The sequence below is a fragment of the Magnetospira sp. QH-2 genome, from assembly GCF_000968135.1.
Classification (GTDB): domain Bacteria; phylum Pseudomonadota; class Alphaproteobacteria; order Rhodospirillales; family Magnetospiraceae; genus Magnetospira.
The window spans coordinates 208,496-232,046 of the sequence record NZ_FO538765.1 but is presented as its reverse complement, the minus strand read 5'-3'; the positions used below and the strand labels follow the sequence as shown (position 1 = coordinate 232,046).

The window sequence follows — 23,551 nt, the reverse complement described above, 5'->3', positions numbered from 1 at the left end:
ATGAACCTCCGCAACATCGCCATCATCGCTCACGTTGACCATGGCAAGACCACTCTCGTCGATGTGCTGCTGAAGCAGTCCGGCACCTTTCGCGACAACCAGCAGGTGGCCGAGCGGGCCATGGACTCCAACGACCTGGAACGCGAGCGGGGGATCACCATCCTGGCCAAGTGCACCTCGGTGGAGTGGCAAGGCACCCGCATCAACATCATCGACACCCCGGGCCACGCCGACTTCGGCGGCGAAGTGGAGCGTATTTTGTCCATGGTCGATGGCGTGCTGTTGCTGGTGGATGCCGCCGAAGGCGCCATGCCGCAGACCAAATTCGTCACCGGCAAGGCGCTGAAACTCGGCCTTAAGCCCATCGTCGTGATCAACAAGGTGGACAAGCCCGAATCCCGGGCCTTCGAGGTACAAGACGAAGTGTTCGATTTGTTCTCGGCCCTGGATGCCAACGAGGAACAACTGGACTTTCCCACTGTCTTCGCCTCGGCCAAAAACGGCTGGGCAGCCCTGGAGCCCGATGGCCCGCAGGATGACATGCATGTGATCTTCGACGCCATCATCAACCATGTGGCGCCGCCCCATGTGGTCGAGGAAAAGCCCTTTACCATGCTCGCCACCACCTTGGAATCCGATCCCTATCTGGGCCGTATCCTGACCGGGCGGGTGGAAACCGGTATCGTCCGCCCCAATACGCCGATCAAGGTCATGGATCGCGATGGCAGCGTGGTGGAAACCGGCCGGGTGAGCAAGCTGCTGGCCTTCCGGGGTCTTGAGCGGATACCGGCCGATGAAGCTCGCTCCGGCGATATCGTTGCCATCGCCGGGCTGGCCAAGGGCACGGTGTCCCATACCCTGTGCGACCCGTCGGTGGAAAAAGCCCTGCCTGCGGACCCCATCGATCCGCCGACCTTGGCGATGATGTTCTCGGTCAACGACTCCCCCTTCGCCGGACAGGAAGGCAAGAAGGTGCAGTCCCGGGTCATCGGCGAGCGGCTGATGGCCGAGGCCGAAGGCAATGTGGCCCTGCGGGTCACCGAGACCGATGAAAAGGATGCCTTCGAGGTGGCCGGTCGCGGCGAATTGCAGCTGGGCGTGCTCATCGAGACCATGCGCCGCGAGGGCTTCGAACTATCCATCGCCCGTCCGCAGGTTTTGTTCCAGACCATCGATGGCCAGAACATGGAGCCGGAAGAGGAAGTCACCATCGACGTGGACGAGGAATTCTCCGGCATCGTCGTCGAGGCCATCTCCCTGCGCAAGGGCCAGATGAAGGAAATGCGCCCGTCCGGCGGAGGCAAGGTGCGGCTGGTGTTCCATGTCCCGGCGCGCGGCATGATCGGCTATTACGGCGAATTCCTCACCGAGACCCGGGGGACCGGTATCATGGCCCGGGCGTTCCATGGCTATATCCCGTTCACCGGCGCCATTCCGGGGCGCCGCAACGGGGTTTTGATCTCCAACGCCACTGGCCAGTCGGTGGCCTATGCCCTGGCCAACCTGGAAGGGCGCGGGCCGTTGTTCATCGGCTCGGGCATCAAGATCTACGAGGGCATGATCATCGGCGAGCATTCCCGCTCCGGCGATCTTGAGGTCAATCCCATGAAGACCAAGCAGCTGACCAACGTTCGCGCCTCGGGCACCGACGAGGCCATCCGCCTGTCGCCGCCCCGCCGCATGAGCCTGGAACAGGCCATCGCCTATGTGCAGGACGACGAATTGGTGGAGGTCACCCCCGACAGCATCCGCCTGCGCAAGCGCCATTTGGACCCGCATGTGCGCAAGCGAGCGCAACGGGCGGCGGAAGCGGGCGAGGGGTGAATCTTTGACGGCGGTCGATTCCTCAACGGATCCGGGGCAGGTCGAGGGCCTTCCCGCCCGCCGCATCACCACCGATGCCTTCTGGCGGCTGATGCCCGGGCGCATGCCCCGGCGCTGGTGGCTGTTCCGGCCCTTCGACTGGCTGGCGCGGCATGTCCCGGTGTGGGGCAAGAAACGCGGGGTGCTGGTGGTGCGCATGGACGGCATCGGTGACATGGTGCTGTTCCGTCGGGCGCTGGACCACTACGCCGAGGCACTTGGCGTCGAGCAACAAGACATCACCGTTCTGGGCTGCACCAGTTGGGAGCGGGTGGCCCATGGGGTGTTCGCCGGATATCGGGTCGAGGTGCTCGACGAGCATCGCTTCGCCAAGAACCTCTGGTACCGGCTGCGCACGGCGGTGCGGGTACGGCGGGTGAACCCGGAAACGGTGATCAATGACTCCTATTTCCGTCGTCCCTTGATGGCCGACAGCCTGGCCTGGATCTGTGGCGCGTCGACCAACATCGCGTCCTTGCCTCACATCAGCGACAAGACCCGCTCGGTCTATCACTGGTATCTGTCACAGGCGACCCGCATCATCGATACCGGCCCCTATCCGACCCACGAGACCCTGCGGCATTTCAATTTCCTTTCCGTGCTGGCCGGTCGGGAGATCACGCCCGAGGCCCCGGCCTTTGATTGGAAGTCGGAACCGCCCGAGTTTGCCGATGAAGGACCCTATGTGGTGCTCAATCCGGGCAGCAATGAATATGGCCGCCGCTGGCCCTTCGACAAGTACCTGGACATCGCCCGGCGCTGCGTGAAGGCCGGATACCGGGTGGCGGTGGTTGGCAGCCCGAAAGAGGCGCCGACGGAAGAGGGGTTGTTGGCACTACAAATGATCTATGGGGTGCATAACCTCATCGGCCAGACCAGCCTGCCCGGATTACTGGATCTGATGAAGCATGCCTCGGCGGTGGTCAGCAACGACACCGGGCCCATGCATCTGGCCATTGCCTTGGGTACGCCGACGGTGGCGGTGATCGGCGGCGGTCATTTTCATTGCTTCATTCCCTATCCCGACGATGTCCGGCCCCCCAACGTGCATTTCCTCTGGCAGGAGATGGATTGCTATCATTGCTTCTGGGCCTGCCCGAAACGGGAGACGGACAAGGATTCCTTCCCCTGCGTGGCGGCGGTGGAGACCGACGCGGTCTGGGCCAAGCTTGAACCGCTTCTTAAGACTTCAGCGGCAGACTGACGCTATGGCCGACTTCTATCAGACATACGAGGATTTCAAGGACTACCGGACCCCGGGCCTGAAACCCAAGCATATCCGGCAGTTCGACCGGGAGTTCTGGACGCCTGCCAGTTGTTCCGTCAACCATTCGGTATTGGAGGTGGGCTGCGGCGCGGGCCAATTCCTGCTGTATCTGAAAGCCAAGGGGATCAGCGACTTTCTCGGCATCGACCATGATCCGGCCCTGGCGCCGGTGATCGACCCGACGGTGGCCGGGCAGTTTGAGGTCCACGACGTCTGGGCATTTTTGCAGACCACGGAGCGGACCTTCGACCGCATCGCCTTGTTTGATGTGCTGGAGCATTTCTCTGCCGATGACGGCGCGAAGCTATTGGCGGGGCTCAAGGCGCGGCTCAATCCCGGCGGATGCATCGTCGTGCGCGTGCCCAACGCCTCGTCTCCTTGGGGGTTGCAGTATCAATATGGCGACCTGACTCATTGCACGGCTTACACACCTTCGTCTTTGAAACAGGTGGGGCAGGCGGCGGGACTGCCTCATGTGACCTGCATGGCACAGGTCCAGGGCAGCCGCGCGCGGCGCCTGACCGAGGCCCTGCTCCATGGGTTGTTGAATAAACTGCTGACCCGGCCCCCGGAAATCTGGACAGCCAATGTGCTAGCGGTATTCGCCGCCGGAGTGAAGTAGTGCACGGCTGGATCGACTCCCTTGCCGTCTATCGGGACAAGCGGGTCCTGCGGCTATTATTTCTGGGCTTTTCAGCCGGTATTCCCATTCTGTTGGTATTTTCCACCCTATCCGTCTGGCTGCGCGAGGCCGGTGTGGAGCGGGCCGCCGTGGGCTTTTTCAGTTGGGCCGCCTTGGGCTATGGCTTCAAGTTCATCTGGGCACCGCTGGTGGATCATCTGCCCCTGCCCTTGTTGACGCGACAACTAGGTCGACGGCGCTCCTGGCTGCTGGTCTCGCAGGTGATGATCATTGCCGCCCTGGTGTTGCAAGCGTTCAATGATCCGGTCACCAACCTGACCCTGGCGGCGGTCTTTGCCGTGATGCTCGGATTTTCTTCGGCGACCCAGGACATCGTCATTGACGCCTATCGTATTGAAGCCGCCGACGTGGATCTTCAGGCCAGTCTCTCGGCGGCCTACATCGCGGGCTACCGTATCGGCATGATCCTGGCCGGAGCGGTGGCCTTGGAAATCGCCGGCGGCCTCGATCCTGACCCGGACAGCTACCAACACTCTCCCTGGTTTTGGACCTATCTATGCATGGCGGCGGCCATGGGCATCGGCTTGATCACCACCTTGACGGTGCCCGAGCCGGATCCGGTGGCGGGGCGACGGGAACTGGACCGGCCCTTTGCCCACTACCTGCGTTTTATCGCGCTGTTCGCTCTGTCGGTGGCTGGGTTCGTTGTGATGTTCCTACTGACCGCCGATACAGCGGCACAGGCCAAGCAAGCCCTGGGTGGCGGTACCTTGAGCGGGTTCCTGGTGGAAACCGGCCGTCTGGTCCTGGCCCTGATTGTCGCCCTGATCACGGGACGCGGACTGGTGGCCGCCGGATTGACCCCCAAGGACATGGTGCGCGAGGCCTATGTGGATCCCTTCGCCGATTTCTTCACCCGCTTCGGCAAGCTGGCTTTGTTGGTGCTGACCTTGATTGCCTTCTACCGCATTTCCGATGTGGTCATGGGGGTGATGGCCAATGTGTTCTATGTGGATATCGGCTTCGACAAACAGACCATCGGACGGGTGACCAAGGGCTTCGGGCTGATAATGACCATTCTGGGCGGCTTCGCGGGCGGCTTGCTGGCCTATCGCTTCGGCGTGCTCAAGGCCTTGTTCATCGGCGGTCTGCTGGTGGCGGCGACCAATGCCCTGTTCGCCCTGTTGGCGGTGTCGGGAGCGCAACTGACCTTGTTGATGGCGGTGATTGCCGCCGACAACCTTTCCGGCGGCATCGCCTCGGCGGCCTTTGTCGCCTATCTGTCGGGACTGACCAGTTCCGGTCATACGGCGACCCAGTACGCGTTGTTCAGCTCCATTATGCTGCTTCTCCCCAAGGTCATCGCCGGATATTCAGGCATGATGGTCGATGCGGTGGGCTATGTGTGGTTCTTCCTCGGCACGGCGGCGCTGGGATTGCCTGTGTTGGTGCTGATTGGTGCCGTGGGACTATGGGTGCGAGAGCGGAATTAAAGCGGCGCGCCTTCAATGGGGTGACATGGAAGTCCCGGTCGCTTTTTATCCGTTTACCGCCTGAGCCGGTTCAGCAGGTTTTTGAGATCCAGGCTCTGATGAACAGGGAGGAACAACAACGTCCGGCGCAGCAGCAGGGCGTCGCGATGGCGGTCCGGATCCCGTTTAACCTCCGGCGCCACGTCGGGCCATGTTTCCACCAATGTGCCTCGTTTTTGCAGTTGATCGAAGATCTTGGCGGCGCGACGCTCGTCTTCCATCTGCATGACCAGGCGGTAGGGCGCGTATTCATTGGGGTGAGTCAGCACCTCGGCCCGGTTGCCCACCGCCTTGGACAATGTCTTGGCATGGTGGCGACGGGTCTCGGCGATGGCGTCCAGGCGGGCAATCTCTCCCGGCAGCAGTTTTCGGGCGGCATCGCTCAATACCGGAGTCTCGGGCAGCGACAGGTCCAAGGGGTCGGCGGTGAAAGCGGGCAGCTTGCGGGTGGCGCTGGCCAGAGGACCGCCCAACGGCGTCTTTTGCAGGGTGCGTCGCAACAGCCAGCCACGCGGGCTGGGCCGGGCCTCGGCTAAGTTGGCGGCGGCACGGGCGACCACAGGGGCCAAAGCCTCGCGCAGGGTCAGGATCGCGCCGTCGGGGAGGGCCAGCAATTTGTGCGGACTATAGAGAACGGCGGCCCCATGTTCGCCGATACCGGTCACCGGGCGCAGCACATGGGCGGCGTCCTCGACCAACAGTGCATTGAACTGGCGACAAAAACCCGCGGTCTCGATAGTGGCCGGATTGGTCCGCCCGAAATAATGCACCAAGACGAAAATATCCGGCGGCTGAATACCGGCCAGAGCCTGACAGTCTTTCCACCGGGGCGTCAGATCCCGCTGCACGGGATAGAACACCGGTTCGTATCCGGCATCCCGCAAGGGCCGGGCCGATTGGTTACAGAAATAGTCGGGCAGCCAGATGGCGGGCTTGGTATCGTTGGCCAGGCGCCAGCCATCGGCCAGCGCGCGCAGGGCCCAGGCACCGCGCGAAAACCACAAGGCCTCATCCCCGGATCGACGCCAGGGGGCGGCCAGAGTCTCGTCACTGGCGGCTTTGCCAGGCAGGGTGGCCAGGTCGGACCAGCGGGGAAGCGGAGCAGCAGTCAGCATGGGACAATCTGTAACTTGCAAATCGTCCGCCGCCAACGTATTTTCCACCCCACAGTGCCGCCTTAGCTCAGTTGGTAGAGCATCGCATTCGTAATGCGAGGGTCGCGTGTTCGAGTCACGCAGGCGGCACCATTTTCCAGGGTATCGGGAAGGAACGAAATGCTCATCCGCCACCTGGCCGGATTTGCCGCCACGACCGATTCCGATTGAACGCGCGTGATTTAAGCGCAATCCCCAAAAGAGCCAACAAACGATTCAAGACTGATTTTTGAGAAGGCCCGTGTTGAGCGGGGACAGGGTGCGAAACGATCAGCGGAAAAGGATCCGGCCCCTCAGCTCACCACCCGGTTGCGTCCCTCGTTGCGGGCATGGGCCAGATTGACATCGACGACCTTGAGCAGGTCTTCTGGCACCTCCCCAAAACCGTACTCCAGCACGCCGACCGAAATGGTCACCGATATCTCGCCCGCCGGGGTTTCCACCGGCTGGCTGGCCACGTCGGCGCGGATCCGTTCAGAAACCATAATGGCGTCGCGCAGGCGAGTGGTGGGAAAAATGAACATGAACTTCTGGTCATCGAAACGGAATACGTTGTCATACAAACGCACGGCCGAAATGAACCGCCGCGCCACCTCGCGCAGCACGGCCTTGATCACCGGGAAGCCGTGGGTGCGCTCGATCTCCTCGTATTGATCCAGCTCGGATAAGCCAATGCAAAAGGGCTGGCTGGCCCGGCGCGCCAGGTCGCATTGTTCGCGCAGGCGTTGATCCATGTATTCGCGGGTATAAAGCCGGGTATGTTCGTCCACCGATGGGGAAAGATCGTCCGCATGGTCGGCCAGCCGGGCGGCGACGGTGCGGAACTTTTTCATGGCTTCGAGCCAGGTGTCGTAGTCGGCGGCCGAGAATTTCCCCTCGGAGGCATGCTCCACGAGCTTCTGAGCGTCTTGGTGCATCTCGAACAGGGCCGCGCGTACCGCTTCCACATGAGGCATCAGGTGAGGCTGTACGGTTTCCAGAAACTGCGCGAAGCGGGTTTGGCGAAACGAGGTATCGCCGACGATATCGGGATCGGCGCCTTCGCCCAGATGGATGGCCCGATTGACCCGTCCGATCCATTCCTGATGGTCCAGCAGGGCCGACAGGAAGGTGGTATAGAACAGGTCGCGGCTATCATTCCCCTCTTCCGCGCCGTCAGGCGTTTCGGCGGGTCCGGTTTCCTGGCTGGTCATGGCATCCCCTCCCATTGTGTTGGTCGAGACTATAGCATGATTCGCAAAGACTTAAACGGGACGCCTGGCCTTCAGAGCCGCCGCGAGGGTGCCGTCATCCAGATAGTCCAGTTCACCGCCCACCGGCACCCCTTGCGCGAGACCGGACAGGGTCACGCCGGTAGGCGCCAGCCGCTCGGCCAGGTAGTGGGCCGTGGTCTGGCCGTCCATGGTCGCCGAAAGGGCGAGAATGACTTCGCTCACGCCATCGACCTCGACCCTTTGCAGCAGACCACCAATGGCGAGATCGTCAGGTCCGATTCCATCCAACGCCGAGAGCACTCCCCCGAGCACATGATAAGTGCCGCGATGGGCCATGGCCCGTTCCAGCGCCCAAAGGTCGGCCACGTCTTCCACCAGGCAAAGGGTTGATTTGTCGCGCCGGGAATCGGAGCAAATGGTACAGGGATCGTGCAGGTCCAGGTTGCCGCAAATGGAACAGGGGCGAACGGTCTCCGCTGTCTCGGCCAGGGTCCGGGCCAGGGGTTCGAGCACCGTCTCTTTATGGCTGACCAGGTGCAGCGCCAATCGCCGGGCCGACCTTGGCCCCAGACCGGGTAGCTTGGACAGCAATCGGATCAGTGGATCTAAGCCGGTGGTCACGGGTGCGTTACCGTCAGAAGGGCAGTTGCATGCCCGGAGGCAGCGGCAGGCCGCCGGTGAGTTCGGACATCTTGTCCTTCATCATCTGTTCGGCTTTGCCCTTGGCATCCCCATGGGCGGCAACGATCAGATCTTCGAGCACTTCCACGTCATTGGGGTCCACCAGCGACGGATCGATCTTTACGCGCCGCATTTCGCCCTTGCCGTTCAGGATCACGGTGACCATGCCGGCACCGGAGACGCCCTCCACTTCGGCATCGGCCAGTTCCGTCTGCAAATCCTGCATGCGTTCCTGGATCTTCTGGGCCTGCTTCATCATTTGGCCGAGGTTCTTCATGGCCGGCTTCCTTCGTGGTGAACATATCCTGAGCAGTGGTATAACAGGGGCAACCGCTGGGGAGAAGACATCATGAGCCATCGTCGTCTTTTGGTATTCGATATCGAGACCGTGCCCGATACCGACGCGGTGCCCGGGCTGACCGGATTCGATGACCCGGACCTTGCCGCCCGACGCGAGGAATTGACCCGCTATCACCTTGAAATCACCGACGGGCGTAACGCCTTCCCGCGCCAGCCGTTCCATCGCGTGGTGGCCATTTCCTTCCTGCGCGCCGAGATCGAGCGCGACGGCGCGCACGAGAATTTCTATTTGCAGGAAATCCGCTCCGGCGGCGATCCGGGCTCCTCCGAAGCAGAACTGGTGGCCGGGTTTTTCCAGTTCCTGGAGCGGCAAAAGCCCCGGTTGGTGTCCTTCAACGGGCGCGGATTCGATCTGCCAGTGCTCAAATACCGGGCCATGGTGCATAATGTGTCGGCGCCGTTTCTCTATCAGTCCGGTGACAAGTGGAACAGCTACACCAGCCGCTATTCCGACGACTGGCATTGCGACCTGATGGAGGTGATGTCCGATTACGGCGCCTCGGCGCGGGTCAAGCTGAACGAAGTCTGCGCCGTGCTGGGATTCCCCGGCAAGCTGGGCATGGACGGCTCGAAAGTTGCCGAAACCTTTGACTCCGGGGACATCCAGGGCATCCGCGACTACTGCGAGACCGATGTGCTCAACACCTATCTGGTCTATCTGCGCCACATGCTGCACCGGGGATGGCTGACCCAGGACGCTCACGAAAGGGCGGTCGCCGATGTGTTGTCCTACCTACAGGCAGAGGGACAAGAGAGGCCGCATCTGGGGGAATTTCTGGAAGCCTGGGCGACCGAGATGAAGAGGTAGCCAGACGCCCTGTTCAGCCAAATAACCCGGCTTCCCATTCCAGATCGGTCTCGGACAAGGGGAAATCTCCGGTTTGCGTAACCAAAAGCCGTTTGGGTTCATCCACCTCGACCACCTCGATTTGCAGGAAATCACCGAAGCCGGGGCTCAGCGTCGCTTTCCAGGCCAGGGCAATCAGCGGTTTGGCCATGGTGTCAGAGAGAATTTTGCGTACCTCACGGGGGCGCAGGCTGGCCTTGGTGGCCAGGGCGACCTCGCCCATGGGACGATCTGTTCGGAATAGCTCCATCATCTTGTCTTCGGTCAGCAGACCCTGATTATGGAGGGATTCCGCCTCTTCAACCCGGGCCGCGTCGGGATCGTCCCATAGGGCGTCGTCCTCGTCGTTGTCTTCCGGCTCCTCGGCCAGACGGCGCTCCACCTCGGCCCGCACCCGATCAGCGGTGGTTTCATCCAGGTCGCTGCGGTCGCTCAGGGTTTTCAGGTAGCGCCGGGCGACGATGCCGGCCAGCCGCCGGGCGGCATTGGAGTGCAGCTTTGGGCGCTCGGTGAGCGGTTTGTGCCAGGCCTTGACGTCCTTGGCCCGGTCGATGATGGCATCCAGGGTTTCTTCGCGGATCTGAGCCGAGGCATTGCCCAGCAGGTCGGCGATGGCCGGAACATCGTCGGTCTCGGCGATGGCATCGGAAATCACCTCGGCCACTTCCGAGCGCCGGGCGATGGCCCCCAAGGCGCCCTGTACCGGCGCGCCCTGAATGATTTCCAACAGGTCTTCGTCGCTGAGTACCGGCGAGAATTGCAGGACCGGACCGCAAACATCGAGTACGTCATCGCGGGCCAGCCTGCCGATGACTTCCGCCGGAGCATCGGCCACGTCTTTCAAGGTCTCGGCGATCACCCGGCGCACCCGGACCGCTTGGTCCCGGGTCAGGGTGACCAGCAGTTCATAGGCCTTGAATTCCACCTTGCCGGCCTCGAAGGCGCTGAGTTCCGGGGCCAATCGAGCAATCTTTCCCGCTAGATCCGAGCGCACCCCTTCGTCGCCATCGCGGGCCAAAAGGTGATCGGCCTGATGCGGTGTGGCGCTGTTGCCGGCAATGATCCGACGCACTTCGGCGGAGGCGTCCTCGGCCAGAAAATAAAGAATCTCCGGCCGGATATCGTCGCGTTCGGCCAAGGCTTGGCGCACCGCCGGGTCGTCATGACGGGCCAGGGTCCGGGCTTCCTCGTAGGTGAGTTCCGCCGCGTTTCCCTCGCCGAGCAATTTGTCCAGGCCGTCGCTCATGAGGCTTCCCCTTCTCCACCACCGGGCAGGGAGATCTCGATGCCGCCCTTGCCGCGATTCTTCACCGTGTACATGGCCGCGTCGGCCCGCGCCACCAGGCTTTCCATGCCTTCCTCGACCGCCGGATCGTATATGGCCACGCCGACGGAAAATCCCAAGGGTCGTGCCATGTCTCCAGACAGGGGTTTCAGGTCCAACGCGGAATGATGCAGTTCATCGACCCGTTGCCGCACCACATCGGGCGGCATGCGGTCGAGCCATAGAACGAACTCATCACCCCCCAGCCGGGCCAGCAGGTCCGAGGCGCGGGTGTGGGTATCGAGTATTTCACAGACCTTGAGCAGCGCGTCGTCGCCCGCTTGATGGCCATGTACGTCGTTGACCAGCTTGAAGTTGTCCAGGTCCACATAGACCAGGGCACCGCCGCCGCCCGGTTTGCCCGACTTGCGCAGACGATGGGGCAGTTCGTCTTCAAAAAAGGCCCGGCGGTTGAGCAGTCCGGTCAGTCCGTCGGTGCGTGATAGCTTGAGGATGCGCTCGTGGTTGGAGAATTGCTCCAAGGCGATACCCAGACGATTGGCCACATCGCCTGCGATAATGCGGTCGTCATCGGACCAGGCGTTCCCTTTCTCGTCACGCCAGACACAGATCGCGCCATTGACCTGATGCCGATAAGGCGTGGCGGCGGCGAGCATGGACAGGCCATGGGCGTTATTGTCCAACACCCGGTGATCGGCGTGCACATTCCGCACCAACTCATCCAGCGCCTCGTTGCTCGAAGGCGTACCCTGTTCGGCGACCAAATAAAAGCCGTCGCGCTCATCGCCACGGTAGATGCGTACTCCGTCGGCAGATATGGCCTGCGCCGTGGCCAGGGCGGCCACGTCCAACATGTCTTGGGGATCCACTTCGTCCCGGATGGCGCCAACCACACTGTTGAGGATCTTTTCCCGCTGATGGGCGCGGGCCAAGGCCGCATCCTTTTCCCGCTCGGAGGTCACATCGCGGCAAACCCCCCGGGCGCCGCGCCAGGCCCCGTCTCCGGCCTGCAACGGCACGGCGGTAACGATCAGACAGGCGCGGGTGCCATCGGCCCGTCGCACCCAGACCTCGGCTTCCTCCACCTCCGCCCGGGTGACAAAAGGGTTGCGCGAATCACCACCCTTTTTAAGCAATTCGGACGGCGCATGGCCGACCAACCGGGCCGCCTCGAAGCCCAGGGCGCCGCGCGGCGATACATAGACGAAGCGTCCTTCCGGCCCCACTTCCCAGGCGAAGTCCGACGACGCTTCCACCAGATCCTTGAAACGCTCGCGGGAATCCACCAAGGCGGCGCGCAGATTGCGTTCCAAGGTGACATCGCGGCCCAGCAACAAAAAGTGCGGTGGGGCCAAAGGCAGGATCTGCACTTCCAGTATCAGCGCCGCTTCGTCATCGCCGTCGAATGTGTAGCTTCCGGTCAAGGGGCCATTGCCCTGCATGGCGGCGACGATTTGCGGTTTGAAGTCGGTCGGGTGGCCGCTCTCCAAGGCATTGACGATCCGTTGTCCGGGAGGGTTGGTGGCCAGCACCGCGCCCTTCGTGTCGAGCAACAGCGCCGGATCGCTTTGTCCGTCCAACATCGCGCGCAGATCCGCACTCCTGAGTAACGGTTTGGTCTCAATAGGGGAAGCAAGGGGGTCGGTGGGCATGCCCGGCATTCGCGATTCTGAAAAGTCCCAATTGCCAACGATTTTAGAAGCCCGAAGCATCGGCGGCAAGGGTTGAGGCTTCCCACCGCTCGCGCATGGGCCTATATCAATGCCCATGAGCCAAATCGTCCACAGTCCCTTGCCCTATCCCCATGGCCTGCGTGAAGCGGGATGCTGGGTGTTTGACTTGGATAACACGCTGTATCACCACTCGGCCAAATTGTTCGATCAGATCGACGTGTTGATGAAGGCCTATATTGCCCGACTGCTCGATCTGCCCGAGGACCAGGCTTTCAAAGTCCAAAAGCAATACTTCCGCGACTACGGCACCACCCTGCGCGGACTGATGAACCGCCATCATATCGATCCCCATGATTTTCTGGATTTCGTCCATGATATTGATTTGTCGGTCATTGATCGCGACACGCGCCTGGAAAAGGCCCTGGCCGCCCTGCCGGGGCGCAAGATCATCTTCACCAATGCCGACGAGCCCCATGCCGACCGGGTGATGGCGCGATTGGGCATCCGCGACCAATTCGAGGCGGTGTTCGACATTTTCGCCGCCGACTTCGTGCCCAAGCCCGCCCCGGAAGTCTATGACGCCTTGATCCGCCGCCACGGCATCGCGCCAACAGACACGGTGATGGTCGAGGACATGGCCCGCAACCTGATCCCGGCCCATGCCCTGGGCATGACCACCCTTTGGATCGACACCGGTTCCGACTTCGGCCGAGACGGCCATCACGAAGACCATATCCACCACGCCACCGATGACCTGTCGGCCTGGTTGGCGGGGGTGGCTGTCGTGTAATCTCGGCTCCCGCCCCCATTGACTTCCGCCCCCCTGTGACGCATGGTGCGCGCCAAATTCGAATGATTCCGAAGAACGTGGGACGGAAATGATGAATACCTTGGAATTACAGAAAGTCATCGATGCGGCCTGGGAAGACCGGGACGCCATCTCCTTTGACACCACCGGCGACGTGCGCGACGCGGTGAACAAGGCCCTGGAGATGATGGATTCCGGCGAGGCGCGGGTCGCCGAGCGCCAGGACGTGGGCCAATGGACGGTCAATCAGTGGCTCAAAAAAGCCGTGCTGTTGTCGTTCCGGCTCAACGACATGGAAATCATCGACGGTGCCCCCGGCGGCGCCGTCTGGTGGGACAAGGTGCCGTCCAAGTTCGTCGGCTGGAACGAGGCCCGCTTCCGCGATGCCGGTTTCCGCGCCGTGCCGGGCTGCGTGGTCCGCAAGTCGGCCTATATCGCCCCGACCGCTGTCCTTTTGCCCTGCTTCTTGAACCTGGGCGCCTATGTGGACGAAGGCTCGATGATCGATACCTGGGCCACCGTCGGCTCCTGCGCTCAGATCGGCAAGAACGTGCATATCTCCGGCGGCGCCGGCATCGGCGGGGTGCTTGAACCCTTGCAGGCTGGCCCGGTGATCATCGAGGACGACTGCTTCATCGGTGCCCGTGCCGAGGTGGCCGAGGGCGTCATCGTCGAAGAGGGCTCGGTGCTTTCCATGGGCGTCTATATCGGCGCTTCCACCAAGATCGTCGACCGCACCACCGGCGAGGTCTTCTATGGTCGCGTGCCCGCCTATTCGGTGGTGGTGTCCGGCACCATGCCCGGCAAGCCGCTGCCCGATGGTCAGCCCGGCCCGAACCTCTATTGTGCCGTGATCGTCAAACGCGTCGACGAACGCACCCGGTCGAAGACCTCCATCAACGACCTATTGCGCGACTGACGCCATGACCGCCGGGAGCGTCGATCCCATCGTCTTGGCCCAGGGGCTGATCCGCTGCCCCAGCGTCACCCCCGCCGAAGGCGGGGCGCTGGACCTGTTGCAGCGGACCCTGGAAGGCCTGGGGTTTGTCTGCACCCGGCTCCCGTTCAGCGATCTGGACACGCCGGACGTGGACAACCTCTACGCCCGACTGGGCACGACGGGGCGCAACTTCTGTTTCGCCGGACATACGGACGTGGTGCCCGAGGGCGACACGGGGGCTTGGACCCACAATCCCTTCTCTGGCACCATCGATGAATCCGGCATGCTGCACGGACGCGGCGCCGCCGACATGAAGGGCGCGGTGGCCGCCTTTACCGCCGCCGTCTCGCGCTTCATCGCGCGCCGGGGGAAGGACTTCGGCGGCTCCATTTCGTTCCTGATTACCGGCGACGAGGAAGGACCCTCGGTCAATGGCACGGTGAAGATGCTCGACTGGCTGGCCGACCAGGGCGAAACCCTCGATGCCAGTCTGGTGGGCGAGCCGACCAACCCCCGTGATTTGGGGGACATGATAAAAATTGGCCGCCGCGGATCCCTGTCCGGATTCATCACCATCAACGGTACCCAGGGCCATGCGGCCTATCCTCATCTGGCCGACAACCCGGTGCATCGTCTGTTGAAGGTGCTGGCCCGACTGGTGGAGCCGCTGGACGAAGGTACCGATCACTTTCAGCCCAGTAGCTTGCAGGTGACGACCGTCGATGTGGGCAACCCGGCGACCAACGTCATCCCGGCCACCGCCAAGGCGACCTTCAACATCCGCTTCAATGATCTACATACCCTGGACAGCCTGGAAGCCTGGGCGCGGGAGATTCTGCAAGAAGAAGCCCCGGACCGCTTCGACCTCGCCGTGCAGCGCAGCGGCGACGCCTTCCTGACCCCGCCGGGGGAACTCTCCACCTTGATGGCCGATGCGGTGGAGCGGGTAACGGGAAGACGCCCGGAACTGTCCACCAGCGGCGGCACGTCGGATGCCCGCTTCATCAAGAATTTCTGCCCGGTGGCCGAGTTCGGGCTGGTGGGTCAGACCATGCATAAGGTGGACGAACGGGTGCCGGTGGAAACCATCACTCAGCTCACCGACATCTACGAGGCCATCCTCGACGGCTATTTCCCGGATCAAAAGGCGTGAGTGCCCCGGCCAACATTTCCTATGGCCTCTATGGCGCCTGGCGTCTGGCCCATGGGGACCGGGACGGCCTGAACTGGCTCGATGACAGCCTGCATGGCTTCTGGCATTCATTCCGCGCGGCCATTTTGGTGGCGCCGCTCTATATCGTTTACGTTTTGCTGCTGGCTCAGGAAACCGAGGCGCCGTTCCTGGGCTTTCTCGTCCTGGAAGCCGAAGCCTATGTGATTTCCTGGGTGCTGTTTCCGCTGGTCATGTATCACATGACCGGAATCCTGGGCTGCCGTCACCACTATCTGCGCCATATTGTCGCTTACAACTGGGCCCAGGTCTTACAGAACGCCTTGTATCTGCCCATTGTCATTCTGGCCGGATTCGGCATTCTGCCTGCTGATCTGGCGGCCATGCTGAGTCTGATCGCTTTGGGCATCGTGCTGTTTTATTCGGGGTTCATTGCCTATGCGGCCTTGGAAGTGCCGCTGACCACGGCGGTAGGGGTGGTGATCCTGGATCTGGTGCTGTCGGTGGTGATCAATACGATAATCGACATTACCGCGCGATCCCCTGTTCCCATTCAGTAGTCCACCCGGGTGAGATAAAGCCCGTCCGCCGGTGCCGTCGGGCCGCCAGCGGCGCGGTTCGCTGCCGCCAGCGCCGCCTTGAGGTCATCCGCCGACCATTTGCCGTCGCCGATCCATCGCAGGCTGCCGACCATGTTGCGCACCTGATGATGCAGGAACGAGCGGGCCTCGGCGATGACATGGATTTCCTCTCCGCTGCGGAAAACGTCGAGCCGGTCCAGGGTCTTGACCGGTGAATTGGCCTGACAATGGGTGGCGCGGAAACTGGAGAAATCATGGTGCCCGACCAGCAACTGGGCGGCTTCATGCATGGCTTCCACGTCCAGACGTGCCGGTACCCACCAGACTCGCCGACGCTCCAGAACGGCCGGCGCGCGACGATTGAGAATACGATAGAGATAAGCCCGACCCACCGCCGAGAATCGGGCATGGAATCTGTCGTCCGTTACCCGCGCCGCCTCGAGAACGGCCACGGGTCTGCCTCGTAGATGGAAATTCAACGCCGCCATGAGCCTGTTCGCGGGCATGTCCCTGTTCAAATCCATGTGGCTGACTTGACCAGTGGCATGTACACCGGCGTCGGTGCGCCCGGCGGCAAAGACCGCAACGGGCTGACCGTCGAGGATTTCCGCGGCTTCTTCTAGGGCCTGTTGCACACCCAGGCCGTTGACCTGGCGCTGCCAACCCACGAAGGCCGAGCCGTCATATTCCAATAGCAATCGGTATCTGGGCATAACTTGGAACTTCTTCTCTCGAATTCTGCGGCGGGAAGGGTAAAATGACCGCAACCGGTCGGGAAAGAAAAGACGTTTTTCGGTTGACCGGTCGACCGTGGTACGTTGCCACGAAATCCGAGGGAGACTCCGCCCGATATCATGGCCGATCAATCCGCCCTTACCGTATCCGACCTATTCGGTGACAGCGACCAGGATTCCCTGTTCGTCCTGCCCCTGAAAATCCTGCCCTTGCAGACCCCGGCCCTGGTGCAGGCCCGGTTGATCAAGAATGTGCGCCTGCAAAGCGTCATCGAGGTGTTCCACGACCGCCAGGCAGGCAGCGGGCAGTTGGATGTGGAAGATCTGTCCACTGAATTCGGCTGGGAAGGCGAGACCTCGGACCTGGCCATGCTGCGGCGCCTGGCCTTGATGCCTTCCTACGACGTGTACAGCCTGCGGGTCTTGCTGCGCGAGCAGGGCATCTCGGTGACCAACAACAAGCACTTGCAGCTGACACCGGAAAAAAACCGCGAACTGACCGAGTACATGACCAAGTTCACCCGACCATTGATCAAGGAGATCTATGGATCGGAGGCCCAGAATATCGAGTCCATGGAAGGTCTGGTCGCCCTTTTCCGCGACCCGGATGTGTCCAAGGCGCGCAAGAATCTACAGATGATGGCCGATACCCTGGGCATTGGCATCATGGAGGTGCCGACCTTCCTGGAGGACTACGGCGATATCTTTTTGTCCCTGTCCTATTATCACCAATGTCTGGACCGTATCGAGCCGATCATTGAGGACTTCCTGGATTCGCTCATCGACCTGCGCAACAACTATCAGCTCAAGAGCGACCATACCTTCATGCAGGCTTCGAAGGTCATCTCCACCACCATCAAGCGGGTGACCCGGGCGGTGAAGGGACGGTTCAAGGAGTTCGAGAACGCCAGCCAGCACATGTGGGACGACATGTCGGCGGAACGCTTCGACGGGGTGAAGCATCTGGTTGAGACCTACCACACCACCATCGGCGGGATTCTCTGTGGTCTCAGCGTGAAAATGAGTATCTGGAACTTCCTGTTTCCCGATCCCAACCTGGGAGGGCCGATCCGGCGCTCGGAGTTCATCATGAGCGAGATCCGCCAGGGTATCGAAAACATTCAGAAGATCGAAGATTCAGCGCCGAAAATGGATACCTTGCTGCGCCAAACAGAGCCGGAGCCCGAGCCCGAGGAGGAGGACGGAGACACCATCGAACTGGGGTGATCTCCGCCACTCATCCGGCCGATGACAGACTCCGGCCGTGCCTTGCGCGGTGCGAGGTCAGGCCGCCGCGCTGGTGCCTTGGACCACCTCATAAACATGCGGGCGGGCAAACAGCACTGAACAAGATGACTTTCTCAGCAACTGAGTCGCATGGGTTTCGACCAGGGCGGAAATAATCGGCCCGCCCAGTTTGCCGTCGGTGACCAGCAGGTCGGCACCCGAGGTCTTGGCATAGTCGATGACCACCGTGCCGGGCTCCCCTTGCACCGCCACCGGGGTGCAGTTCAGCGGATCGCCCAGCACGTTGCGGACCAGGATGATCAGCTTGTCGAGATTCCGCAGGCGCGCCATTTCCGAGTATTCCTCGAACTGACCGGGCGGCTGTTCGGATCCCATCATATCCTTTTCCGACCCGTTGTAGTCCCAGGCGTAGACCACATGCAGTTCGGCATTTTCCAGTTCGGCCAGGGAACGGGACAATTCCAAAATCCGCCGATTGGCCGGGCAGGTCAAGGCATCCACCCGGCCCGCGTTCACGGCCGCGACGATACGGTGGTATCCGCTGTCGGAGGCGGGACGCACCACCCACACCGGACAGAGCGCATGGCGCATGACCTCGGTGGTCGCATCAAGCCCCAGCACCTGGGTGTAGTAGCCCGAGGACGTGTCGGAAGTAATGATCAGCTCCGCCCGGATGGTTTTGGCTTCATCAAGGATCTGTTCGGCTGGGGGCCCAAGACGGACACTCATCGACTTGGAGTGCTCCGGTAATGGAATACTGTCGGCGATCCGCTGGATCATCCGCTCCCGCTCGCCAAACATCTCCCATCCTTGAGCGGCGGGATCGATGACACATAGGAGCCTCAGCTTGGCGGCATTGCGACCGGCAAGATCGATGGCCCGTTGCAGGGTTTCATCGCTGCCAGGAGACAGGTCGTAGACCACAAGTATGTTCTTAAACCGTTTCATCTGAGTGTCCTTTCCGTTGACGTCGGTTGTGGGGCTAAAGACTGGTGACGGCGCCTCGGGGGAGGCGGGTGGTCTGAGCGAGAACGCGGCGCAGAACAATGGTTCCCAGGCAACCGGAGAGCACCGAGGCGATGACAACGCCCATGCGGACAGCATTCAGTTGCTCGGGGGATTCAAAGGCCAGGGTTCCGATAAACAGGCTCATGGTGAAGCCGATGCCGGTCAGGCAGGCGACGCCGTAAACTTCTTTCCAGCCCATGCCGTCCGGCAATCGGCAGAGACCCGATTTGACACCGAGCCAGGTAAAGCCCATGACGCCCACCTGCTTGCCAACGAACAGGCCCAAGGCGATGCCCAGGGGCAACGGTGCCATGAGCTGGGTCAGCGACAGACCGGCCAGTGAGACGCCCGCGTTGGCAAAGGCGAACACCGGCATGATGAAGAAACCGACCCAGGGATGGAGTCCGTGCTCGACCTTCTCCAATATGGCCTTTCCGGCGTTGTCCCGCATGGGAATGGTCAGGGCCACCAGGACCCCGGCCAAGGTGGCATGCACGCCGGACTTCAAAACGCCGACCCAGACCAGCAGACCGATCAAGGCATAGGGCGCGATCCGCTTGACGCCGAACCGGTTCATGGCCGCCAGGGTGGCCAAGCCGACACCTCCCAAAACCAATGACTGCCAAGAGAGATTGTCGGTATAGAACAAGGCAATGGCGATGATGGCGCCCAGGTCGTCGATGATGGCGATCCCCAGCAAAAAGACTTTCAAGGCCACCGGAACCGAGGGTCCCATCAAGGCCAGGATACCAAGCGCGAAGGCAATGTCCGTGGCGGCGGGAATGGCCCAACCGACGGCGTTTTCAGGGGTACCGGAATTGATCGCCAGATAGATCAGGGCCGGCACCAGCATCCCGCCGACGGCGGCGATGAAGGGCAACGACGCCCGGTCGAATGAGGATAACCGCCCTTCGAGCACCTCGCGTTTCAGTTCCAGGCCGACGAGGAAAAAGAAAATCGCCATCAACCCATCATTGACCCAAAGCAGCAACGGCTTGTCGATCCCCAAGGCACCAATGGAAACGGTGACCGGAAGCTCCAACAGGGAGCCATAGGCTCCAGCCAGGGGGGAATTGCTGACCAGCAACGCAGCCACGGCGGCGGCCATGAGGGCTAGACCCCCGGCGGATTCCTTGCTCAGGAACGTGGTGCGTCCATCAATGGATGCCTGTGTCATTTCTAAAAAATCCCCTTTCTGTGAGCCATCGGTTGGCTCCGGGCATGAGCTTGTCTCAAGGGATCGCGACCATCGCTTCAATCCATGTCTAAAGGTGACAGCTAAGGATTGATTGATCAAATTGAAATAGATAGTATATTTTAATAGATATTATCAATCTTGAGACGGAGGGCCCATGCCGACGCTCAGACAGCTTTCCTACCTGGTTGCCGTGGCAGACGAGTGTCATTTTGGCCGGGCCGCCCAACGAGTTCATGTGACTCAGCCCACCTTGAGCATTCAGTTCGCCGCTTTGGAGAGCAAGCTGGGGGTGCGGCTGATCGAACGCAGCCGGGCCGGGGTCTACCTCACACCGCTGGGGCGGCAGGTAACCGAGAAAGCCCGAGCGGTGCTCGCGGACGTCCAGGACATCGTTGATCTAACAACGGCCTCGGCCAACGAATTCGCGGGGAATTTGAGGCTGGGGGTGCCACCGACCCTTGGCCCCTACCTGTTGCCCCATGTGATTCCGGAAATGCACCGGCGTTTTCCCGCCTTGAAGCTCTATGTGCGCGAAGGGACCCCCCGTCATATTCAAGAGGATCTGGCGGCGGGGGACCTGGATCTGGTTTTGACCCCGGCGCCCGTCGCGCATCAGGGGCTCGATATCCGCGTGTTGTTCGAAGAGGCGATCTTCGTGGTTGGCGCGCCGGATCACGAACTGGCCCTGGCGGACGGAATCACCCTGGCGGACCTGAAGGGCCACAAGGTGCTGACCTTGGAATCGGGGCACCATCTGCATACCCAGGTCCGCGAACTCTGTGCGGCCTATGACGCGGAACTGCTCTATGAATTCGAAGGCACGAGCCTTGATACCCTGCGCCATATGGTTGGCATGAATGTCGGCCTGTCCTTTTTCCCGGAGCTTTATATTCGATCGGAAATGCCGACCGAGAGCGAGGTCAAGGTTCTGCCCCTGGAAGACGCGGCCCTGTCGCGGGAAATCTGCATGGCTTGGCGGTCTCGGTCGGGGCTGGAGCCGCACTACCAAGCCATTGCGGATTTGGTCAAGTTAACCTGCCAGACGCTGTTTCTCTCGCGCCGGGACAGTGCTGAGAGGTAACGCGGGGTCGGTATCAATAGGCCCGTGCAGGTCTACCGGGTTTGATCGAGCCTGACCTGGGCGACGGCGGCCAGGAACCCAATTCCCATGCCGCCCATCCATCCGAAGAGGCCGACGATCAGGCTGGACAACCCCATGCCCGCATGTTGAAAGGCAGCAAACCCCGTCAAAGGTGGGAGCAAGGCGCCGAGCATCAGGCCGGACAGGGCGCAGACAACGATTGTCTGCCGTCGGCATTGCACAAGCAGCGCCAACAAGCCCGCGTAAAGCCCGCCCGATACCCCGATCACCGAGCCCAGGGTGCCGGAAAAAGTGAGCAGGGACTCCCTGTGAACGGGGTGGCTATCTTGCGCCACCGTGGCGATGATGGCCCCGAGTAAGGTTCCTGCGAGAGCACCCGCCAAGAGTCCCACAAGACAAACCGCCAAGATTCCCGCTCCTCGTCCGGCGACAAGAAGCAGGGGCCGAACAACGAACACGGCCCCATAGATGATCAAGAAGCTCTTCAATCTGATAAAAAAGGGGACGCGGCGGTCTTCCAATTCCATTCTTCTCCCGATCATTGCGCCGGTTGCCAAACCATTGTGAAGGCTCTGGAGGAGAAGTCAAAAACTCCGCGATATGGATCGAAAAACAGCGTTATACTGAGAAGGATGCTGACGATAAAAAAACAAGGGGAAGGCCATGAAGTATGTTTTGCGCGCAAGCGGGATTCGCATTTTGGCATTGGCGGTGTTCTTATCCTCCGCCGTGGCGCTGGCCTCTCCCGAGCCCCAAGATGTGCCGCCTTCGCCGTTGCATCTGGCCGTGCAGGCGGGAGATCTTAAAAAGGCGGAGTTGCTGATCACCACCGGCGCCGACATCAATGCCACCAACGCCATCTATGAGACCCCATTGCACCTGGCCGTGGACAAGAGGGATCTGGCCATGGTCGAGATGCTCCTGAGCCACGGCGCCGAGGTGAACAAGCGAGAGTTCAACGGCGAAACCCCTCTGCTCAAGGCCGTCGGCGCGGACAATGGCCTGGCCATCGCCAAGGCCCTGATCGCCCATGGCGCCGATGTGGATGCCGAAGACGTGGTCGATGGTACGCCGCTTCTCTACGCCGGGAGCGATCTGGATATGATGAAGTTGCTGCTGGCCCACGGCGCCGATGTGGAAGCGATGGGTGAAACGGGGCAGACCGTTCTACATGCCCTGGCCTATGATGGGACCGTGGAAGCGGCCAAGCTGCTTGTGGCCCATGACGCCAACCTCCATGTGACGGACAATGAAGGCAAACTTCCCTTGGATATCGCCCGGGAGGCCGAGCGACCCGCGATGATCGCCTACCTGGAAGCGGCCATGAAGGAAAAGCCCGCCAGCGAATATGACCTGACCGAACAGTTGCTTGTGGCGGCATCCCTGGGGGATGTGGCCAAGATCAAGGCGTTGGTCGCTCAAGGCGCGCCGATCAATGCCTTCGGCATGGCGATCTCCACCGCCTTGATCCAGGCGGTGGGGGGCGGACACATGGATGCCGTCAAGGCTTTGGTCGCCCTGGGGGCCGATGTGAACAAAGGGCATTTCGCGGGCGGTGGCCCTCTGCACGTGGCGGTGATGGATAACCGGCGCGAGCTCACCCTCTATCTGCTGTCCCAGGGTGCCGACGTGGATATCCCCGCCCATGAATCCTGGACGCCGCTGCATTTCGCGGTGGAACAGAGCCTGATGGACATGGTCAAGCTACTGGTGGACCGGGGGGCCGACGTAAATGCCGAAGTCGTGGGCGGCGATGTGCCGCTGAGCATGGCCGAGGATCTGGAGCAGACCGAAATCGCGGCCTATCTGAAGGCCCATGGCGCCCGTCTCCCGCCCGCCGATGAGCCCGATATTCTGCCGGACGATACGGTGGACCTGTCCTGGGCCCTGTGGCGACTCCTGAGCATCCACTTCGAAGATCCCAAGGCCCTGTATTTCGGCGGCCTGGACGTCACCGGGGACGGCAGGCAGGAAGCCTTTGCGGTCACCAGCCCCATGGCCGCCTGTGGACAGGTGGTGCGCGAAGACTGCCTGCCGCCCTTGCACATCTTCACTCGTCGCGATCGAACCTGGGTGCTGATGGATAAAATCGAGGGCTGCTATGCCGTCGGCGATACAAGGCCAGGAGCCGGGTCCGGCCCCAAGGACCTGGAATGCGTCGGCACGCCGGGGGAAGAGGGCGAGCCCTTCTGGCTACGCTGGAAAGACGGCGCGGGCTATCAACCACTGGCTTCCCAATAAC

22 protein-coding genes and 1 tRNA gene are annotated in these 23,551 nt (G+C 61.7%); 13 read left to right on the top strand and 10 right to left on the bottom strand.

Annotation, left to right across the window (positions count from 1 at the left end; genetic code table 11):
* Genes typA through MGMAQ_RS01155 form a run of 4 tightly spaced genes read left to right on the top strand, consistent with a single transcriptional unit; the run spans window position 1 to window position 5,266 of the window.
* On the top strand, window positions 1-1,824 hold the full coding sequence (gene typA / locus MGMAQ_RS01170) for a translational GTPase TypA (protein ID WP_046020092.1): 1,824 nt from the start codon (window positions 1-3) through the stop codon (window positions 1,822-1,824).
* Window positions 1,778-3,067, top strand: coding sequence for a glycosyltransferase family 9 protein (locus MGMAQ_RS01165; RefSeq protein WP_252508664.1), 1,290 nt, complete (start codon window positions 1,778-1,780; stop codon window positions 3,065-3,067). The genes typA and MGMAQ_RS01165 overlap by 47 nt, the downstream gene beginning before the upstream one ends.
* Window positions 3,068-3,071: 4 nt before the next feature.
* Complete coding sequence (locus tag MGMAQ_RS01160) at window positions 3,072-3,752, top strand: class I SAM-dependent methyltransferase (protein ID WP_046020091.1); 681 nt, start codon at window positions 3,072-3,074, stop codon at window positions 3,750-3,752.
* Entirely contained in the window at window positions 3,752-5,266 is a 1,515-nt protein-coding gene (locus MGMAQ_RS01155) for an MFS transporter (protein WP_046020090.1), read from the top strand. Before MGMAQ_RS01160 ends, MGMAQ_RS01155 begins: the two co-directional genes overlap by 1 nt.
* Before the next feature lie 53 nt (window positions 5,267-5,319).
* On the opposite strand, the gene MGMAQ_RS01150 is transcribed toward MGMAQ_RS01155, so the two are convergent.
* Entirely contained in the window at window positions 5,320-6,420 is a 1,101-nt protein-coding gene (locus tag MGMAQ_RS01150) for a hypothetical protein (protein WP_148560780.1), read from the bottom strand.
* A 56-nt stretch (window positions 6,421-6,476) separates the two neighbouring features.
* Here MGMAQ_RS01150 and MGMAQ_RS01145 point away from each other — a divergent pair.
* Window positions 6,477-6,552, top strand: a tRNA-Thr gene (locus MGMAQ_RS01145).
* Between the two features lie 200 nt (window positions 6,553-6,752).
* On the opposite strand, the gene MGMAQ_RS01140 is transcribed toward MGMAQ_RS01145, so the two are convergent.
* Genes MGMAQ_RS01140 through MGMAQ_RS01130 form a run of 3 tightly spaced genes read right to left on the bottom strand, consistent with a single transcriptional unit; the run spans window position 6,753 to window position 8,631 of the window.
* Window positions 6,753-7,652 carry a diguanylate cyclase domain-containing protein gene (locus tag MGMAQ_RS01140; RefSeq protein ID WP_046020088.1) on the bottom strand — a complete coding sequence of 300 codons (900 nt, stop codon included), beginning with the start codon at window positions 7,650-7,652 and terminating at the stop codon, window positions 6,753-6,755.
* Window positions 7,653-7,703: 51 nt separating this feature from the next.
* On the bottom strand, window positions 7,704-8,294 hold the full coding sequence (gene recR / locus MGMAQ_RS01135) for a recombination mediator RecR (RefSeq protein ID WP_046020087.1): 591 nt from the start codon (window positions 8,292-8,294) through the stop codon (window positions 7,704-7,706).
* 13 nt (window positions 8,295-8,307) lie between these two features.
* Complete coding sequence (locus tag MGMAQ_RS01130) at window positions 8,308-8,631, bottom strand: YbaB/EbfC family nucleoid-associated protein (RefSeq protein WP_046020086.1); 324 nt, start codon at window positions 8,629-8,631, stop codon at window positions 8,308-8,310.
* A 72-nt stretch (window positions 8,632-8,703) separates the two neighbouring features.
* Between MGMAQ_RS01130 and MGMAQ_RS01125 the strand changes: the two genes are divergently transcribed.
* Complete coding sequence (locus MGMAQ_RS01125; RefSeq protein ID WP_046020085.1) at window positions 8,704-9,522, top strand: 3'-5' exonuclease; 819 nt, start codon at window positions 8,704-8,706, stop codon at window positions 9,520-9,522.
* A gap of 13 nt (window positions 9,523-9,535) precedes the next feature.
* Here the strand turns inward: MGMAQ_RS01125 and MGMAQ_RS01120 are convergent, their stop codons facing one another.
* Complete coding sequence (locus tag MGMAQ_RS01120) at window positions 9,536-10,807, bottom strand: DUF2336 domain-containing protein (protein ID WP_046020084.1); 1,272 nt, start codon at window positions 10,805-10,807, stop codon at window positions 9,536-9,538.
* Window positions 10,804-12,429, bottom strand: a complete 1,626-nt coding sequence (locus tag MGMAQ_RS01115; protein ID WP_046020083.1) for a diguanylate cyclase domain-containing protein — start codon at window positions 12,427-12,429, stop codon at window positions 10,804-10,806. Before MGMAQ_RS01115 ends, MGMAQ_RS01120 begins: the two co-directional genes overlap by 4 nt.
* 184 nt (window positions 12,430-12,613) lie before the next feature.
* Between MGMAQ_RS01115 and MGMAQ_RS01110 the strand changes: the two genes are divergently transcribed.
* From MGMAQ_RS01110 to MGMAQ_RS01095, 4 genes are all read left to right on the top strand, one after another.
* A complete protein-coding gene (locus tag MGMAQ_RS01110) occupies window positions 12,614-13,309 on the top strand; it encodes a pyrimidine 5'-nucleotidase (RefSeq protein WP_046022818.1) in 696 nt (231 codons plus the stop codon).
* A 91-nt stretch (window positions 13,310-13,400) separates the two neighbouring features.
* Window positions 13,401-14,246 carry a 2,3,4,5-tetrahydropyridine-2,6-dicarboxylate N-succinyltransferase gene (gene dapD / locus MGMAQ_RS01105; RefSeq protein WP_046020082.1) on the top strand — a complete coding sequence of 282 codons (846 nt, stop codon included), beginning with the start codon at window positions 13,401-13,403 and terminating at the stop codon, window positions 14,244-14,246.
* A gap of 4 nt (window positions 14,247-14,250) precedes the next feature.
* Window positions 14,251-15,420 (top strand): succinyl-diaminopimelate desuccinylase, encoded by a 1,170-nt coding sequence (gene dapE, locus MGMAQ_RS01100; RefSeq protein WP_046020081.1) that lies wholly within the window; start codon window positions 14,251-14,253, stop codon window positions 15,418-15,420.
* Window positions 15,417-15,998, top strand: a complete 582-nt coding sequence (locus MGMAQ_RS01095; protein WP_046020080.1) for a hypothetical protein — start codon at window positions 15,417-15,419, stop codon at window positions 15,996-15,998. Before dapE ends, MGMAQ_RS01095 begins: the two co-directional genes overlap by 4 nt.
* On the opposite strand, the gene truA is transcribed toward MGMAQ_RS01095, so the two are convergent.
* Window positions 15,992-16,732, bottom strand: a complete 741-nt coding sequence (gene truA, locus MGMAQ_RS01090; RefSeq protein ID WP_046020079.1) for a tRNA pseudouridine(38-40) synthase TruA — start codon at window positions 16,730-16,732, stop codon at window positions 15,992-15,994. The two genes, MGMAQ_RS01095 and truA, sit on opposite strands and share 7 nt — an antisense overlap.
* A 141-nt stretch (window positions 16,733-16,873) precedes the next feature.
* Between truA and MGMAQ_RS01085 the strand changes: the two genes are divergently transcribed.
* Window positions 16,874-17,980, top strand: coding sequence for a hypothetical protein (locus tag MGMAQ_RS01085; protein ID WP_065814668.1), 1,107 nt, complete (start codon window positions 16,874-16,876; stop codon window positions 17,978-17,980).
* Window positions 17,981-18,037: 57 nt separating this feature from the next.
* On the opposite strand, the gene MGMAQ_RS01080 is transcribed toward MGMAQ_RS01085, so the two are convergent.
* Window positions 18,038-18,949, bottom strand: coding sequence for a universal stress protein (locus MGMAQ_RS01080; protein ID WP_046020078.1), 912 nt, complete (start codon window positions 18,947-18,949; stop codon window positions 18,038-18,040).
* Window positions 18,950-18,983: 34 nt separating this feature from the next.
* Entirely contained in the window at window positions 18,984-20,186 is a 1,203-nt protein-coding gene (gene nhaA, locus MGMAQ_RS01075) for a Na+/H+ antiporter NhaA (protein WP_046020077.1), read from the bottom strand.
* A gap of 175 nt (window positions 20,187-20,361) precedes the next feature.
* On the opposite strand from nhaA, the gene MGMAQ_RS01070 reads away from it, so the two are divergent.
* Window positions 20,362-21,288, top strand: a complete 927-nt coding sequence (locus MGMAQ_RS01070) for a hydrogen peroxide-inducible genes activator (RefSeq protein ID WP_046020076.1) — start codon at window positions 20,362-20,364, stop codon at window positions 21,286-21,288.
* 32 nt (window positions 21,289-21,320) lie between these two features.
* Here MGMAQ_RS01070 and MGMAQ_RS01065 read toward each other — a convergent pair whose 3' ends face one another.
* Entirely contained in the window at window positions 21,321-21,851 is a 531-nt protein-coding gene (locus MGMAQ_RS01065) for a hypothetical protein (RefSeq protein ID WP_046020075.1), read from the bottom strand.
* A gap of 121 nt (window positions 21,852-21,972) precedes the next feature.
* Here MGMAQ_RS01065 and MGMAQ_RS01060 point away from each other — a divergent pair, with 121 nt between their 5' ends.
* Window positions 21,973-23,550 carry an ankyrin repeat domain-containing protein gene (locus tag MGMAQ_RS01060; protein WP_046020074.1) on the top strand — a complete coding sequence of 526 codons (1,578 nt, stop codon included), beginning with the start codon at window positions 21,973-21,975 and terminating at the stop codon, window positions 23,548-23,550.
* Window position 23,551 lies beyond the last annotated feature (1 nt).